The organism is Bradyrhizobium sp. AUGA SZCCT0182 (genome assembly GCF_018130185.1).
GTDB lineage: Bacteria > Pseudomonadota > Alphaproteobacteria > Rhizobiales > Xanthobacteraceae > Bradyrhizobium.
The window spans coordinates 147581-163949 of record NZ_JAFCLY010000012.1 but is presented as its reverse complement, the minus strand read 5'-3'; the positions used below and the strand labels follow the sequence as shown (position 1 = coordinate 163949).

Below are 16369 nucleotides of genomic sequence, written 5' to 3'. Positions count from 1 at the left end.
GGGCCGAGTGCCCGGCGGAAGGGGACGGCCGGAAGGGGTTTCAATCACGAAAAACTGACTGACAGATATTGAAATCTGTCAGCGAGACATGCTATATCCTTCTTCGACGCCGCGGATAGGGGCGTCATCCGGGGTCGCTGGCACTGAGCCCGGGTACTTGAAGAGGATTTAAGCCATGACAATCGAAATCATTAATCTGACCACACAAATCACCCGCTGGCTGAACGCCAAGGTGGCCCGCCATCTGGAAGCCCAGGCCACCCGTTTGGGACCGCTGAAAAGCTGAACCTTCCAAGTGCTAGAGCATTGATGCTCTAGCTTCCTGTTTTGACGCGTTTCTTCGAAATCGCTCTAAAGGGGATTAAATGACCACCCGTTCCATCATTTCGCAGGTGTGCGCATGAACGAAGTCGTGGTTTTGACCCCTGAGCGGATTCTCGAGGTTACCGAGGACGTATTGCGCCGCTACGGGCTGGCCAAGGCCACGGTTGTGGACGTTGCCCGTGCGCTGGATGTCAGCCACGGCAGCGTCTACCGCCATTTCCCCAGCAAGGCGTCGCTGCGCCAGGCGGTTGCAAAACGCTGGCTCGACCGCGCCAACGCGCCGCTGCAGAAGATCGCGGAATCCTCGGGACCCGCGCCTGCCAGGCTCGAGAAGTGGCTGCGCACGATGTTCGAGATCAAGTACAAGAAGGTTTCCGAAGATCCCGAGATGTTCCAGACCTACCTGACGCTGGCGCAGGAGGCCTGCGAGGTCGTGCACGCGCACAAGGAGCGCCTGATCGGTCAGGTCGCGGATATTCTGTCCGACGGCGTGAAACAGGGGGTATTCCAGGTCACCGACGTCAAGGTTTCAGCGCGCGCGGTGTTCGACGCCACCATCCGTTACCACCATCCCGCGCATTCGGACGAATGGAGCAGTCCGGAAACGGCTGCTCGGATCGACGCGCTGCTGGCGCTGGTGATCAAGGGCCTGGAAGCGCCAAAGAAGCGCTGATCGCGCGCGGGCCCCTGCCTATCCCAGCCTTCCGCATCATTGCGGGCCGCATGCGTCCGGTAGTTTGATATCCATCAAGACGCGCGCCGGCAGCGGTGCGATCATGGACGCGGAGGAAGATGTGCGTCTTGCGGTGTTTGCGGATATCCATGCCAACCGGCAGGCGTTCAGCGCCTGCCTTGCGGCGGCACGCGCGCGCGGCGCCGAGCGGATCATCTGCCTCGGCGACGTCGTCGGCTATGGCGCCGACCCCGAATGGGCGGTCGAGACCGTGATGGACCTTGTCCATGACGGCGCCATCGCCGTGCGCGGCAACCACGACAACGCCATCGGCACGCCCTCCGAGACCATGAATGGCGCGGCCCAGGCGGCGATCGAATGGACGCGCGGGCGGCTGAGCGCACCGCAGCGGCGGTTCCTCGCCGAATTGCCGCTGACGCAGCAGGAGGACGATCGCCTCTACGTGCATTCCGAAGCAAGTAATCCTGCGCGGTGGCGCTACGTCGAGGGCACGACGGAAGCCGCCCGTAGCATCGAAGCGACGGACGCACAGCCCCATGTCCACGTTACCTTCTGCGGGCACATCCATCAGCCCGCGCTTTATTCGATGTCATCGGCGGCGAAGATGACGAGCTTCGTGCCGACCTCGGATGTCCCGGTGCAGTTGCTCGGTGGCCGGCGCTGGCTGGCCGTTATCGGCTCGGTCGGGCAGCCGCGTGACGGCAATCCGGCGGCGGCGTTTGCCATGCTCGATACCGCGACGCGCGAGATCACCTATTGCCGCGTGCCGTATGACGTCGAGACCGCGGCGGACCGGATCCGCGCCAACGGCCTGCCGCGCTGGCTGGCCGATCGCCTGCTCGAGGGGCGCTGAGCGATGGCGAAGCCTTCGATTGAGCCGGGCGCAGAGCTCGACGGTTTTGCGATCGGCGAGCGCGTACATCAGGGCGGCATGGCGACGCTGTGGAGCGTGACCCATCCCGGCATCAATGTTCCCCTGCTGATGAAGATCCCGCGGATTTCCGAGGGCGAGGATCCGGCGGCGATCGTCTCTTTCGAGATGGAGCAGATGATCGTGCCGCGGCTCGCCGGCCCGCACGTGCCGCTTTGCTTCGGCTCCGGCGATTTCGACCGGCAGCCTTATGTGGTGATCGAGCGCATCCCCGGCAAAACACTCTATGACCGGCTCGGCGACCTGCCGATCCCGTATGAAGAGGCGAGGGTGATCGCCGGCAAGATTGCCACCGCTCTGGCAGATCTGCACCGGCAGAACGTCATCCATCACGACATCAAGCCGAGCAGCATCATGTTTCGCGACAGCGGCGAAGCCGTGCTGATCGATTTCGGGCTGTCGCATCACAATCAATTGCCCGATCTGCTGCAGGAAGAATTCCGCTTGCCCTACGGCACCGCGCCCTACATGGCGCCGGAGCGTCTGCTCGGCGTGCGCGACGACCCGCGCAGCGATTTGTTTTCACTCGGCGTGCTCTTGTACTTCTTCACGACGGGCGTGCGGCCGTTCGGCGAAAGCGAGACCCTGCGCGGCATGAAGCGGCGGCTGTGGCGCGATCCCTATCCGCCGCGCCAATTGCGGCCGGATTATCCGCCCTGGCTGCAGGAAATCGTGCTGCGGTGCCTGGAAATCGAACCGGTGTGGCGTCACCCGACGGCGTCGCAACTGGCGTTCGCGCTGGCGCATCCGGATCAAGTCAAACTCACCGCGCGGTCGGAGCGCCTCCAGCGCGATCCGATCACCACGGTATGGCGCCGCCGCTTCAATCGCGGGCTGACGCTGCCGAAACCCAAATCGGATGTGGCAGCGCAACTGGCGTCGGGGCCGATCGTGGCCGTTGCCATCGATACCGAAGAAGGTTCGGGACCGCTCAATGAATGCCTGCGCGTCACCGCCGAGCAATTGCTGGCGACGCTGCCGTCGGCGCGGCTCGCCTGCATCAATGTCCTGAAACTCGGCCGCATCACCATCGACCGGACGCTCGACGAGGAGGGCAACAACAAGCACATCGACCGGCTGGTCGCGCTCCGCCACTGGGCCTCGCCGTTAAAACTCGATGAGAGCCGGCTCACGGTGCATGTGCTGGAAGCGATCGATCCGGCATCCGCGATCCTGGAATTCACCGGGGTCAATCAGGTCGACCATATCGTCATCGGCGCGCGGCAGAATTCGATGATGCGCATGTTTCTGGGCAGCGTCTCGGCCAAGGTGGCGACTGAGGCTGCCTGCACGGTGACCGTGGTGCGGCCGCCGCGCTCGGCCATGGCACTGGTGCGGCAAGATGGCCGCAAGCCGAAGGCGATCGAGGCGAGCTAGGCGGCGCGAACCCGATCGATCGGGCGCTTCACGTCGCGTGGCGGCTTGGTGTCGCGATCCGGCCAGACATCGAAGAACTGGATGATCTCGCGGCAGGGTTCGCAACGGAACATGTTACGCGACGCCGCCGTCTTCGACATCTCGTTCAGACAGTTTGGGCAAAGCGGATTCATGGCTCTCTCGAAATTCTATGGCTGTAAAATTCTCAGGTTGAGCGAACAGTTCCCACGCTCGGCGCAAAAATGCGAACAGGCCGGCTTCTATTTGGGGGAACGGTGTTTAGCGGCGATCCTGTAACCGTGTCCGGCTTTCCAATTCGTAAAGATCGGACCGGGAACCACTATCGAGCCGGTCCATCGCCGGCCGGCGCCGCTCATACCGGCTGAAGAAGAATTCGAGATCGGGACGCGGGCGCCGCGCGATCAGGCGCTTGCGCCTCACCGATCGCTTGGCGATCACGCCCATGGTTCACATCCAGCGGGGAGCGCGATTGTTTGTGCGCCTCTTGTTGCCGGGCTCTGCCGCTACCAGGCAAACGGTGACGGCTGCATTCAGGGCCAGCCACAACGCCACGCCGGTCCAGACAAATGTCATCGTCATGATGCCGCCCTCCGCGAAATTCGGAAGCGCGTTGTGCGCGATTTGCCTGAATCCGTGAAGACCGGACTTCTACGGTAGGCCGCACGAAGTTTGTGCATGCGGCGGCGCAATATGAATTGCTGCAGGTGCGGTGCGTAACATGCGTCACGGCATTATTCGCGAGCCTGCGGGTTGTCGATGTCAGCTACGCGCCGGACTCACTCGAGCGTCTGTACAGGCGGTGTTGACGTTGCCGCTGGCGCTGCTGTCGTTGCCGCAGGCGGCGATGTCGTTGCCGAAGGCGCCGGTGGCCTCGCGCTCGGCGCTACATTGCTGGCTTCGTTCCTGGTCGTCGCGACACGCGCATCTTTTTCGACGCGAGCGGCGGCGGGTCTGGTTTCGCGAACAACTTCCGCTCGCGCGCCACGCACGCGCTCTTTCGAGGCCTGCCGGCGCGGACGCTGCGATCCGGATCGATCAATGCCCCAAGACCGCGCGATCGCGGGTCCCGCCGAATAGCCGATGAAGGCGCCTGCGACCGCGCCGATCGGCCCCAGCACCACAGCGCCCGACACCGCACCCAATGCGGCGTCGCCAGCCCGGTGCTGCGCAAAGGCTACGGAGGGCGCAAGCAGCAGGATCATGGCGGCTGCGGTGAGGGCTTTGGTCATGGGCTGGTTCCGTCGAGAATGAGCCGCGACGGTGTTACGGCTTTATGGCCAGACCATGAACCTTCGTGGCCAGACGATGAAGCTTCATGGTCAAGACGATGACACTTCGGGTTCCATCAGCCGCGAGCGGAACCCTGGCGAGTGCCAGCCGACCGGGCCGCGTCTTCGCGACGTGCACGCTCGAGGATATCGCGCACCGCTACGGCGTCTCGAATGCAGTGAAACCCGTAATGGCCGGTGTAAGCGGTATCGGAAGCACGGGACGAAATGCCGGACGCGAAAAACAGGGTGCAGGGGCGTCCGCGGCCAATGTCGAGAATCTCGAAGGTCGCGTCCATATCGCTGAACAAAGTGTCGGTCACGGTTGGCTTGCTGCCGAAGGTGCGTACGATCAGCGCGCGGCGATTGGTGATCACGTACAGCGTCTGCAGGTCGCGCAGCAGCACCAGCAAAGGTGTGCCCACCATCGCCACCCCGAGCACCAGGAGGACCATGGCCGATTCGGCGATCCAGCCCCTGGTGAGCGCAATCGCGACGAGAGCCAGCCAGGGAATTCCGATCCACCACAGAAATCGCCAAAACATCATGCGGGCAACGCCATCGGGCTGCCCCTGCCACAGCACGCGCTCGCCGCGCTGAAGTGACTGGGCCAGCAGCCATCGCAGCTTCGCGGTAAACAGCGTCGATCGGATTTCATCCATGCTCATGCCCGTTGGTCGCTTGCAGTGCAGGAATGGTTCGGTCCGCGTCGCCACAACGTTGGATGGCGCGGTTGCGTGGCGGAAACCCTAGTCGCGGGACCTGTTTCTGCCTCGCGCGTCCGTCGCCAAACATAGGCGCTGTGTGTTTCCGCTACGTGCGCGCTCGAGAATATCCCGCACAGCGGAGGGATTTCGAATGCAACGAAACCCGTAGCGGCCGGTGTAGTCGGTATCGGGCGACCGGGTCGAAACACCGGACGCGAAATTCAGGTGGCCCGCGCCGCGGCCAATGTCGAGGATTTCGAATGTCGCGTCCATGTCCTCGAACGAGGTGCCCTTGACGGTCGACTTGCCCCAGGCCGTGCGCAAAATGAGCGCGCGGCGATTGGTGATCACGCATAGCGTCTGCCAATCGTACAGCAGCATCACCAGGGGTGCCGCGATCATCATGGCGCCGGACAGCAGAAAGAACATCGCCGATTGATCGATCCAGCCTTTGGCGGTAGCGACGACGGCGAGCGTCAGCCACGGGAATCCGATCCACCACAGAAACCGCCACATCATCATGTCGGCGACGGCGTCGGGCTGGCCCTGCCAGAGCACGCGTTCGCCGCGCTGCAGTGCCCGGGCAAGCAGCCGCTGCAGCTTCGCGGAAAACAGCGTCGATCGAATTTCATCCATGCTCATGCCCGTTGGTCGCTTGCGGTGCAAGAATAGTTCGGATCGCAACGTTGGATGGCGCGGTTGCTGGGGATGGCGTAATATGCGGCGTGGGGCTTCTGCTACCGGTGAAGGAGGATTTCCATGTATGCCGCCATTCGTCAGGGCAAGGCAAAGACCGGCATGGCCGAAGAACTGGCACGCAGGATCAAGGAAGGCGCCATCCCGATCATCAGTGATGTCGAAGGTTTCATGGCCTACTACGTGGTCTATGCGCCCGACGACACCGTGACGGCGATCAGCATCTTCAACAATTACGCAGGCGCCGAGGAGTCGAACCGGCGCGGGATCGCGTGGATCGAGCAGAACCTGACGCCGCTGCTCACCGGACCAGCCACCGCCGTTGCCGGACCGGTGATCGTTCATACGCTGGCATAATTGTCAGGTTGCAGTGTGGATTGGCCCGACTGGTAAGGCGTAGCTCGCAGAGCAATGAAAGCGAGCACGCCGTACTTCGGCTTCGATCACGACGAGGCACCTTCCATGGAACGTGCATAGTCGAACCACAGGGAGGCGTACTCCGGCACGGTCTTAACGAGTTGCTCGTGCGGGCCGTCGCCGACGAGACGGCCCGCCTCGAGCACCAGGATGCGATCGGCGCTGCGCGTCGCGGCGAGATGGTGCGAGACGAGGATCAGCAGCCGGTCTCGCCCCCAGACGGCCAGCCGTTTCTCCAGCGCCACTGCGGCTTCGGCATCAAGGAAGGCGGTCGGCTCATCGAACAGCGCAAGCTTCGGATCGCGCACGACAGCCCTGGCGATGCACAGCCGCTGACGCTGCCCGCCGGACAGCGAGCGGCCACCCTCGCTCAGCTCGGCGTTAAGGCCGTCCGGCAAGGCCTCGACAAAAACCAGCGCATCCGAGAAGACCAGGGCCTTACGCAACGCGCCATCGTCGGCATCTCGGCCGGCCGCGAGATTGTCCCGCACCGTCCCCGAGAACAGCGCCGTATCCTGATCGACCACGCCGAACCGGCCGCGCAGCCAGCGCGGGTCGTAATGCCTGAGATCGTGACCAAACACCTCAACCCGGCCGGTATAATCGCCGAGCAATCCGAGCAGGATCCGGATCAGCGTCGACTTGCCCGAGCCGTTGCGGCCGACAAGAGCGACGACACCGTGCGACGGCAGCGCGACGCTGACATCATGCAGCGCCGGCCGGCTCGCTCCGGAATAAGTCAAAGACACGTTCGACAGCACGATGCCTCCGGCTGCAAATGCGCGGACGGGAGGAGCGACCGTTGCCTCCTCCCGCGGCTCGGAGACGAAATGGGCGATCCGACGGACAGCCACGTCGGCCTCCTGATAGGTTCTGTAGATGTCTCCGGCGGCGAGGATCGGTCCGGTGATCCGGCCGGCGAGCAACTGCAACGCCAGCAATTCGCCGACGGAGAGATGCCCCTGAAACATGCGCCAGCAGCCGAGGCCGACCACAAGCAATGTCAGGCCGCGCGAGACGATCTGCGACCTGACGATGAAAGCGCGGTTCAAGTCCATCAGAAGACGCAGCTTGTCGAGCATCGTGCCGGTGATGCGGTCCCATCGCCGCATACGGCCGCCTTCGAGCGCAAGCGCCTTGATGGTCGAAATGCCGTTGACACTCTCGGACAGAACATTCTGTCGCACGCCGATGCTGGCGTAATAGTCGTCCGCGGCGAGACGGAACGCGCCCAGATGTTCGCGTGTGAGGACGGCCAGCAGCGGGGTGACAACCAGCAAGGTTAGCCCGACGACGAGGTCGTAATAGAATATCAGGCCCAGCGCGACGATGGCGCCGCCGGCATCGAAGACGACGTGCGGCAGTTGATAAAGGACGAAATCGCGGACCTTCGTCGCCTGCTGAAAATGATTGAGCACGTCGCCGGAGCGAAAGTCCGCCCCGTCGATGCGCGCTCGCATGAGGTGCGCGAAAACCTTGCGCGACACGCGCCGGTCGATGAAGACGACAAGCCGGATCACCAGCTTCTGACGCCAGGACGCTATCGACGCCTCAAGTCCGACAGCGGCAATCGCGGTCAGCGCGAGGCCCGCGAGCGCCCAGTCCGCCCGCCCCGCCACGATCGCGTCAACCGCCTTTTGCGTACTGATCGGAAAAACCAGACCCGTGGCGTACACCACGCCCGTCATCGTAAGGATCGATGCGACCTGGCCGCGGCGCAGCAGCAGCATGTGCCTGATCCAGCGCCAGCCAAAAGGCAACGGCTGGCCCGCTGGTTGAAGCCGATCGTGCATGGATGAAGTCCCCGGGGGAATGCCGAGTAGAACAGCTTCGCTCGGCAATATTATGGCCGACGCGGCATTGGAGGGCCCGAATCCATGCTGGAACCACGGGTCTCAACGGTTCAACGTGTAGGATGGGTTGAGCTCTTCGCGAAACCCATCTTTCATCCGGGATGGGTATCGCTTCGCTCCACCCATCCTACACGCTGGCGTGGCGATTGGCAGCGCGCGGCGGCCGGCGGCGCTCTAGATCGCTTCGCCGCGCGCCATCGCCGCCGCATTGCGGATTGCGGAAATGTTGGTCTTGTAGGCTTCCAGGGTGCCGCCCTTGAACACCGCGGAGCCCGCCACCAGCGCGTTGGCGCCGGCGGCGGCAAGTTCGCCCGCGACGTCAGGACCGACGCCGCCGTCAACCTCGATATCGATCGGACGGCCCGCGGTCATCGCCCTGATGTCGCTGATCTTGCCGAGCGCCGAGCGGATGAAGGCCTGGCCGCCGAAGCCGGGATTGACCGACATCACAAGCACGAGGTCGATCAGGTCGATGACATATTCGATCGCGCTTACCGGCGTGCCCGGATTGAGGGAGACGCCGGCCTTCTTGCCGAGCGCGCGGATCGCCTGCAGCGAGCGATGCAGATGCGGACCGGCCTCGGCGTGGACGGTGATCTGGTCGCAGCCGGCCTTGGCGAAGGCTTCGAGATAGGGATCGCACGGCGCGATCATCAAATGCGCGTCGAAGATTTTCTTGGTATGCGGGCGCATCGCCTTGATGACGTCGGGGCCGTAGGAAATGTTAGGCACGAAGTGCCCGTCCATCACGTCGAGATGGATCCAGTCGGCGCCGGCGGTGTCCACCGCGCGAACTTCCTCGCCCAGTTTGGCGAAATCCGAAGCCAGGATCGACGGGGCGATGACGAGCGGACGCGACGCAAATTGCTGGGACATGTGCGCTCCCGGTGCACTTCCAAGGGACAGATTGGCCCCGCGTAACATGCAGGGCGGCCGGGGGCAATGCGGCCGCAAATGACTCCGGTCGGGCGGAAAAATGTGCCGCGGCGGGCAGCTATTGCCGATCCTGTTCCCGCCCTGGCGGCCGGGCGGGATCAGGAAAACCACGGTTTTGTTGGGTTTCTCGCCGTGGCACGGCGCTTGCTGAGGAACCGGCATGAACGAGGGGCCGCTCTGAGCGGCGTTGTTGGGGTTCTGTCATGTTGCTTGCTCTCGGTGCCGCGTCATCAGCGATCGATGCCCTGCAGGCGCTGACTTCCTCGAAGTCGTCGTCCGCAAAAGCCACCGGAACTGCCAAGACAAGCCTGTTCGACTCGTTCGCGAGTGCCTCGGCCTCGACCGGTTCGAGCAGCAGCGCTGGAGGCAACGGCGGTTCGCAGATCTCGCCGGCAACCATGAGCGCGCTGCTGGCTGCGCAAAGCCAGTCCACCACGGGATCGACGTCTCAGGAGCCCACGAGCCGCTCGGACGCGCTCAAAAGCCTGTTCTCGCAGATCGATGGCAATGGCGACGGCAAGATCACCAAATCGGAATTCAACGATGCGCTGGGCGCCGGCGGCACCAATTCCGATAATGCCGACAGCGTCTTCGGCAAGCTCGACAAGGACGGCGACGGCTCGGTCAGTCTTGGCGAACTGGCGTCGGCACTGAAGGGCGGCAAGGGCCGCCACCATCGCGCCGGCGGTTCGGGCGAGAACGCATCGAACTCCGATCCCCTGATGCAGGCGCTGCAGGGCGCATCCAGTACGTCCGTCACCAACAGCGACGGTTCGGTGACGACATCGCTGACCTATGCCGATGGTTCCAAGGTCACGATGACGTCGGCCGCATCGGCGAGCGCTTCGAGCGCCGCAACATCGTCGTATAATATCATCGAGAAGATGATCCAGCGTCAGGCGCAGGCGATTTCGGCTTCGGCCACAGCATCGGCGTCGCTGTCGGTCACCGCCTGAACAAGAGACCCGGCGACGCTTCGGTAATCGCGACCTAGCCGAAGCGATCCCCCCACGCCGGTAGCGCGCCCAGAAAGGGCAGCGCGGTCGCCTGGTGGACGCCGCGCGCAATCGCGCGGGCGACCACGTTGGCCGCCACCATCCCAAGTTCGGTGAGGCCGTGCCGCGGATCGACCGGCTTCCTGCCGGTCGCAGCCGCAAACACGACGTCGCCATCGGTCGGCGCATGCACCGGGTAGATCGCACGCGCCATGCCGGTTTGGGCGATCATCGCGAGGCGCTTGGCCTGTGCTTTCGTCAGCACGGCGTCGGTAACGACAACGACCAGCGTGGTGTTTTCGCCGGAGATCGGTTCCGGGCCACCCTTGAGCCGCGCCTTCAGCATGTCCTTTGTGAATGACGGCGGCAGTCCGCGTCCGCCATACTCGTCGCCGATTTCGAACGGCGCCGCCCAGAACCACGGCCCGTCGCCGACCGTCACGCTGCCGACGGCATTGACCACCGCAAGCGCCGCCACCATGACACCGCCTTCGGTTTGCGCGGAGGCCGAGCCGAGGCCGCCCTTGAAATTGGCGGTGGTGGCGCCAAGGCCGGCGCCGACGCTGCCGAGCGCGAAATCGGTGCCCGCCGCGCAGGCGGCGGCATAGCCGAGATCGCGATAGGGCGGGAAACGTCCCCAGGCCTTGTTGCCGCCGTTGAGGAGATCGAAGCAGATCGCGCCGGGCACGATCGGAATAATCGCTTCACGGATCCGCAGGCCGCGCCCCTGTTCGGCGAGCCAGGCCTGCACGCCGCCCGCGGCATCGAGCCCAAGCGCGGAACCGCCGGAGAGCGTAATCGCGTCGACGGCCTCGACCGTGGCTTCGGGCTTGAGCAGGGCTTCATCGCGGGTGCCGGGGCCGCCGCCGCGCACATCGATCGACGCGGTAGCGGGGCTATCGAAAATGATCGCAGTCACCCCGGATGCGACGGAAGCATCGTCGGCGTGGCCGACGCGAACGCCGGAGATGTCGGTGAGAAGGTTTTTCAAGATGCCGGTCCGTTCAAGTCCGCACCGATTGCGGCCATCGATATCTGGTCATCCTCGCCGATATATCGACCGTCAACAAGGCTTCAACTGCCTAGCGCCAATCTGAACATCCTGGCGAGTTCGGACTTGCGATACGGCTTGGCGAGCAGCAGCACGCCGGAATCGAGGCGGCCGTGGTGAACGATGGCGTTTTCGGTATACCCCGATGTGTACAGGGTCTTCAGCGACGGGCGCCGTTTCAGCGCTTCGTCGACCAGCTGGCGGCCATTCATCATGCCGGGCATGATGACGTCGGTGAAGAGCAAATGCAGCGTCGGGGCGGTATCGATGATCTGCAAGGCCTCGCTGGCATTGGCCGCCTCGAGCGTGGTGTAGCCGAGGCTTTCGATCTGCGTCATCACGTAACGGCGCACCAGCGAATCGTCCTCGACGACGAGAACGGTCTCGGTGCCGCCCTCGACATTGGCTGATATCGCGGCTTCGGCGGCGGTCTGGTTCAATCCCGTGGCGCGCGGCAGGTACATCTTGACCGACGTGCCGTGGCCTTCCTCGCTGTAGATCTTGATATGGCCGCCTGACTGCTTGACGAAACCGAACACCATGCTGAGCCCGAGGCCGGTGCCCTTGCCGACCTCCTTGGTGGTGAAGAAGGGATCGAACACCCGCTCGATCAGCGCTGCGGGGATTCCGGTGCCGGTATCGCTCACCGCGACCATCACATAATGGCCGGGCACAACCTCGCTGTGCATGCCGGCGTAGTTCTCGTCGAGATAGATGTTGCCGGTCTCGAGCGCGAGCTTGCCGCCATTGGGCATGGCGTCGCGCGCGTTGAGGGCAAGGTTGAGCACCGCCGTCGATAGCTGGTTCGGATCGACCAGGGCCGTCCATGCATCCTCGGCCAGCAGCGGCGTGATCTCGACGTTTTCGCCGAGCGTCGGGTGCAGCAGTTTGGCGGCCTCCAGCACCAGCCCATTGACGTCGACTTCAACGGGCTGCAGCGGCTGCTTGCGGGCAAAGGCCAGCAGATGCTTGGTCAGGTTGGCGCCGCGTTCGGCGGCTTCGTCGATCAGCCTGGTGATGGCGACGAGTTCGGGCTTGTCGGCAACGGAGTCCTCCAGGATTCCGATGGTCCCGGTGATGACGGTCAGGATGTTGTTGAAGTCGTGCGCGACGCCGCCGGTCAGCTGGCCGATCGCGTCCATCTTCTGGATGTGCCGCAACTGGGCTTCCGCCGCCTGCTTCTCGGTGAGGTCGCGGCCGATGAAGAAATGCCGTTTCACCGGCTCTGACCACGTGCCGGTCCAGTTCAGCGTGACGGACTGCCCGTCCTTGTGGACGTAGCGGGTCTCGAAATTTCGCAGCTGGTTTCCGCGCCGCGCCGCGCGCATCTCATTGCGGGTGCTTTCGAGATCGTCGGGGTGGATGAAGTGGATGGCGCTGTTGCCGATCATTTCGGCCGGATCGTAACCGAGGATGACCTTGGCGCTCGGGCTGACCTGGATAAAATTCCCGCTGCTGTCGGTGACCAAGATGAGGTCGTGCGAGGTCTCGAAGATGCGCTGCCGTTCCTCGATTTCCTGATTGAGCGCCTTTTGCGTTCGCTTGCTTTCGGTAATGTCGCGCGCGATCTTCGATGCGCCGATAATTTCGCCGGCGGCAGAGCGGATCGGCGAGATGGTCAGCAGGACATCCACCGTTCGCCCGTCCTTGTGGATACGCACCGTTTCGAGGTCTTCGATCCCCTCGCCACGGCCGACCTGTTCGAGGATGTTGCGTACCTCGGCGCGCCGGTCGGTCGGGACAATGAGGTCGACGTGCCGGCCCACAGCTTCGATCGAAATGAATCCGAACAGGCGTTCCGCGGCGCGATTCCAGGCGGTGATGGTGCCGTCGAGCGATTTGGTGATGATGGCGTCGTTGGACGATTCCACGACCGCGCTGAAAAGACGTTCGCGTTCGGTGTGCAGGGTCCGCTCGGAAGCGGCCTGGCGGCGCAGCTTGTCGAGCAACCGCGCCAACTGGCCTTGCAGGGCGACATTGTCGATCAGGAGCACTGCGAGGACGAAACTGGCGGCACAAAGTCCGTAGATGCGGCCGGCGTAAAAGCCCAGATCGAATCGGGCCGCGTTGAGAATTCCGGACAGCGCGATGTCGTACATCCAGGCGCACATCACGACCATCAGCCAGACGTCGAGCACGGAATGCGGTCGCCGGTGCCACAGGATCAGCAGCGCTGCGAAGCTGAGAAGCACTTCCGCCGACAGGGTACCGATCAGCGTGTAGGTGAAATGTCCGCCGCTGATCATGACAGGCAGCAGGTCATGTCTGGCGGTGACGAACCAGGCGGCAAAGGATATGGCAGCCGCAACCGCAATGATGCTGCCGAGGATCGCCCGTACCTCGGATCCCGGTATTTTCGGGCCGCCATCCTTGTCTTTCAGGAACGCATAGCCGAGCACGAGAACCGGAAATACAATGTGCCAGATCTGGTAGAGCCAGGCGGTTGTCTGCGGGCCGGCATTGAGCAGCCCGGTCGGAGCAAAGACACCCGGAAAGCTCAGGGCGTGAACGATCGCAGCGGCCGCGGTGAACAAATATCCGCTCGCGAGCACCAGCAGCGCCCGCGAGCGCAAAATCGCGAACTGCGAGAACAGCAGGATCGCGGTGATGAGATCGTTGATCGCGAGCGCGGATTGATAACTTGGAATGAAGGCCGGAACGGGGACAAGCGGCACTCTGGCATAAACTGCCGCGATGACAAACAGAACCGTCGAGACGCCGACGACAGCGAGCGCCCGCATGCGGTCACTTTTCGTGGCCGGCAGGGTCGATAGAAAGATGTTGCGCTCGTCACCCGTCTGCATCGTCGTCTCCGGCAAACTGGCATCGAACGCGCCATCGGACCAGCTTCAAACGCGCGCACATTGACCTATCCACAGAGGCGACAGATCAGGCCGATATGCGGATATCGACCCGCAGGAGTAGCGGACACAAGCGGACCAGGGAAGCGGGGGACTCACTCAGGCGCCGGGTGGCAAAAGACTATAGCGCGTTGACGTGGAATGGAATCAACCCAAGGTTACATATTACCCGTAAGCGGTGTGCCGGAAAGACGTGTCCGGGGTAACCGTCCCTTTACCGAACGGTCGAATAATGCCGGCGGCGTTGCGCCGTCCGTCGGACTTTCATCATAAGCTGTTGCACGGCCGATCCGGAATTTTTTTTAATGCCCCGCGTTCTTGTGATTGACGACCAACCCGACGTGCGCACGATGATCTCGATCGTGCTGCGGATCAACCAATTCGAAATCGTCGAAGCCGCCACCGCCGAAGCGGGATTGAAGGCATTCGAAGCTGAGGATTTCGACCTCGCGATCGTCGATATCTTCCTGCAGGGTTCGAACGGCTCCGATGTTATCGCGACGATGCGCGAACGGGTGCCCGACCTGCCTGTTGTCGCGATATCCGGCATGACGGCGCTCGACTTCCTGTCCAAATCACCTGAACTGGCTGACGTGGTCTGCCTGCAAAAGCCGTTTCGTCCGACCGACCTGATCCGCGCGATCGACGCGGCCCGGCAGGCGATGCGGCCATCGGCGGGCGCCGTTGCCGGGGCGGCGGCGCGGTAATCCGCCCTTCAGCCGTTACGGCCGGGCCGACTTTCCAACGCGTCTGCTGCCGGCTTCATCCGCCACGGTTTTCCGAGGCGGAGTCGGATCGGGCGCGGTCTGGCGCGCCAGCGGGACCAAGAGCCGGCAAACGAGACCTTCGGGGCGCCAATCGAATTCGGCCTTTCCGCCGAGTTGCGACTCGATGCTGGCGATAACGCTCCGTGTGCCAAATCCCCTTGATACCGGTTTTTCGACCACAGGCCCGCCGGTCTCCATCCAGACGAGTTCGAGAAGGCCCGACTCGAGCTCCCACTTCACCGATAGCCGGCCCGTCAACGCCGACAGGGCGCCATACTTGGCCGAATTGGTGACGAGCTCGTGCAGCGCCAAAGCCACCGTCTGTGCGGTCGCCGGTTGCAGCTGCACCTCGGCGCCGCGCAATGCGATCTGATCGCCCATCGAATATGGCGCCAGCTCTTCGTCGATCAGCTTGCCAATTTCAGCGCCTTGCCAGCTCGACAGCGAAAGCACGGTGTGCACCCGCGCGAGCGCGGTGATGCGTCCTTCCACCGAGCGGATGTAGCTCTTGACGTTTTCGCCGCGCGTCAGCCGAACGATCGACTGCGCCAGCGCCAGCGCGTTCTTGGCGCGGTGGTCGACTTCCCGGGCGAGCAGGTTTTGGCGTTCTTCGGCCTGTTTGCGTTCGGTGATGTCGACCGTCACGCCGCTGACGCGGATGACGCGGCCGTCCTTGTCGGTGCTCGCCGCAGCCGTTCCCGCGCACCAGCGCACTTCGCCATCCGGGCGGATGACGCGAAATTCCGCCTCGTACGATTTCGCGCCTCGGGCGAAACTCGCCCATGCATCGTGCAGTTCAGGAACGTCGTCCGGATGGATCAGGGCCTGAATATTGGCCGGTGTCAGCTCGATGCTGCCGGGATCGACGCCGAGAATTTGATACTGGCCCTCGTCCCACATCCAGTCGCCATTGACCCAGTCCCAGTCCCACGACCCCATCTTTCCCGCGGCGATCGCGAGACTCCGGCGCTGCTCGCTTTCCAAAAGCCGCGCATGGGATTCTTCCAGTTCGGCGGTGCGGGCGCGAACCCGGTCCTCGAGCTCGACATTGAGCCGCTCCAGCTGACGGGTCTTGCGATAGAGTTCGGCGAACACCTTGATCTTGGCGCGCAACACTTCAGGCACCACCGGCACCGGAACGTAGTCGACCGCGCCCATTTCGTAGCCGCGCAGCCGGTCCAGATCGCTGACCTGGATTGCCGAGATGAAGATCATCGCCGTCTTCTGGAAACGGGGATGTTCACGGATCATCGCGGCGAGCTCGAAACCGTCCAGTTCCGGCATGCAAACGTCGACCAGGATGATGGCGACGTCGTTCTTCAGCAGGAACTCGAGCGCCTCGCGCCCCGAGGCGGCCGAGACCAGGTTCTCTCCAAGCTCCTTCAGGATGACCTCATAGGCGAGCAGCTTTGCCGGCTGATCGTCCACCAGAAGTATGTTTACTTTCTCTTGGTCCATCATCTGTGCGCCG

17 protein-coding genes are annotated in these 16369 nt (G+C 63.5%); 6 read left to right on the top strand and 11 right to left on the bottom strand.

Going from position 1 to position 16369, the window contains the following annotated elements; genetic code table 11:
- Nucleotides 1-400 precede the first annotated feature (400 nt).
- From JQ611_RS15675 to JQ611_RS15665, 3 genes are all read left to right on the top strand, one after another.
- Entirely contained in the window at nucleotides 401-997 is a 597-nt protein-coding gene (locus JQ611_RS15675) for a TetR family transcriptional regulator (protein WP_212265949.1), read from the top strand.
- A 121-nt stretch (nucleotides 998-1118) separates the two neighbouring features.
- Nucleotides 1119-1871, top strand: a complete 753-nt coding sequence (locus tag JQ611_RS15670; protein WP_212265969.1) for a metallophosphoesterase — start codon at nucleotides 1119-1121, stop codon at nucleotides 1869-1871.
- Nucleotides 1872-1874: 3 nt separating this feature from the next.
- A complete protein-coding gene (locus tag JQ611_RS15665) occupies nucleotides 1875-3326 on the top strand; it encodes a bifunctional serine/threonine-protein kinase/universal stress protein (RefSeq protein WP_212465922.1) in 1452 nt (483 codons plus the stop codon).
- On the opposite strand, the gene JQ611_RS15660 is transcribed toward JQ611_RS15665, so the two are convergent.
- The 6 genes from JQ611_RS15660 to JQ611_RS15640 form a co-directional block, all read right to left on the bottom strand.
- Nucleotides 3323-3499, bottom strand: coding sequence for a hypothetical protein (locus JQ611_RS15660; RefSeq protein WP_212465940.1), 177 nt, complete (start codon nucleotides 3497-3499; stop codon nucleotides 3323-3325). The genes JQ611_RS15665 and JQ611_RS15660 overlap by 4 nt on opposite strands.
- A gap of 106 nt (nucleotides 3500-3605) precedes the next feature.
- The gene (locus JQ611_RS15655) at nucleotides 3606-3791 is read right to left on the bottom strand and encodes a hypothetical protein (RefSeq protein WP_212465921.1); all 186 of its coding nucleotides are present in this window, start codon (nucleotides 3789-3791) and stop codon (nucleotides 3606-3608) included.
- 3 nt (nucleotides 3792-3794) lie between these two features.
- Nucleotides 3795-3926: a hypothetical protein gene (locus JQ611_RS42465; protein ID WP_283813439.1), complete on the bottom strand. Its 132-nt coding sequence runs from the start codon at nucleotides 3924-3926 to the stop codon at nucleotides 3795-3797.
- Nucleotides 3927-4123: 197 nt separating this feature from the next.
- Nucleotides 4124-4576: a hypothetical protein gene (locus tag JQ611_RS15650; protein WP_212465920.1), complete on the bottom strand. Its 453-nt coding sequence runs from the start codon at nucleotides 4574-4576 to the stop codon at nucleotides 4124-4126.
- A gap of 116 nt (nucleotides 4577-4692) precedes the next feature.
- The gene (locus tag JQ611_RS15645; RefSeq protein WP_249133197.1) at nucleotides 4693-5283 is read right to left on the bottom strand and encodes a hypothetical protein; all 591 of its coding nucleotides are present in this window, start codon (nucleotides 5281-5283) and stop codon (nucleotides 4693-4695) included.
- An 81-nt stretch (nucleotides 5284-5364) separates the two neighbouring features.
- Nucleotides 5365-5958 (bottom strand): hypothetical protein, encoded by a 594-nt coding sequence (locus tag JQ611_RS15640; protein ID WP_212465919.1) that lies wholly within the window; start codon nucleotides 5956-5958, stop codon nucleotides 5365-5367.
- Nucleotides 5959-6081: 123 nt separating this feature from the next.
- Here JQ611_RS15640 and JQ611_RS15635 point away from each other — a divergent pair, with 123 nt between their 5' ends.
- Entirely contained in the window at nucleotides 6082-6375 is a 294-nt protein-coding gene (locus tag JQ611_RS15635) for an antibiotic biosynthesis monooxygenase (RefSeq protein WP_192734137.1), read from the top strand.
- 86 nt (nucleotides 6376-6461) lie between these two features.
- Here JQ611_RS15635 and JQ611_RS15630 read toward each other — a convergent pair whose 3' ends face one another.
- A complete protein-coding gene (locus JQ611_RS15630) occupies nucleotides 6462-8228 on the bottom strand; it encodes a peptidase domain-containing ABC transporter (RefSeq protein WP_212465918.1) in 1767 nt (588 codons plus the stop codon).
- A gap of 234 nt (nucleotides 8229-8462) precedes the next feature.
- Nucleotides 8463-9164, bottom strand: coding sequence for a ribulose-phosphate 3-epimerase (rpe, locus tag JQ611_RS15625; RefSeq protein ID WP_212415888.1), 702 nt, complete (start codon nucleotides 9162-9164; stop codon nucleotides 8463-8465).
- A 263-nt stretch (nucleotides 9165-9427) separates the two neighbouring features.
- Here rpe and JQ611_RS15620 point away from each other — a divergent pair, with 263 nt between their 5' ends.
- Nucleotides 9428-10180: an EF-hand domain-containing protein gene (locus JQ611_RS15620; protein WP_212387024.1), complete on the top strand. Its 753-nt coding sequence runs from the start codon at nucleotides 9428-9430 to the stop codon at nucleotides 10178-10180.
- Between the two features lie 34 nt (nucleotides 10181-10214).
- Here the strand turns inward: JQ611_RS15620 and JQ611_RS15615 are convergent, their stop codons facing one another.
- A complete protein-coding gene (locus JQ611_RS15615; protein ID WP_212265941.1) occupies nucleotides 10215-11210 on the bottom strand; it encodes a P1 family peptidase in 996 nt (331 codons plus the stop codon).
- An 83-nt stretch (nucleotides 11211-11293) separates the two neighbouring features.
- Nucleotides 11294-14074 carry a PAS domain S-box protein gene (locus JQ611_RS15610; RefSeq protein WP_212465917.1) on the bottom strand — a complete coding sequence of 927 codons (2781 nt, stop codon included), beginning with the start codon at nucleotides 14072-14074 and terminating at the stop codon, nucleotides 11294-11296.
- A gap of 362 nt (nucleotides 14075-14436) precedes the next feature.
- On the opposite strand from JQ611_RS15610, the gene JQ611_RS15605 reads away from it, so the two are divergent.
- A complete protein-coding gene (locus tag JQ611_RS15605) occupies nucleotides 14437-14838 on the top strand; it encodes a response regulator (RefSeq protein ID WP_212265939.1) in 402 nt (133 codons plus the stop codon).
- Between the two features lie 15 nt (nucleotides 14839-14853).
- On the opposite strand, the gene JQ611_RS15600 is transcribed toward JQ611_RS15605, so the two are convergent.
- A complete protein-coding gene (locus JQ611_RS15600; protein ID WP_212265938.1) occupies nucleotides 14854-16356 on the bottom strand; it encodes an HWE histidine kinase domain-containing protein in 1503 nt (500 codons plus the stop codon).
- Nucleotides 16357-16369 lie beyond the last annotated feature (13 nt).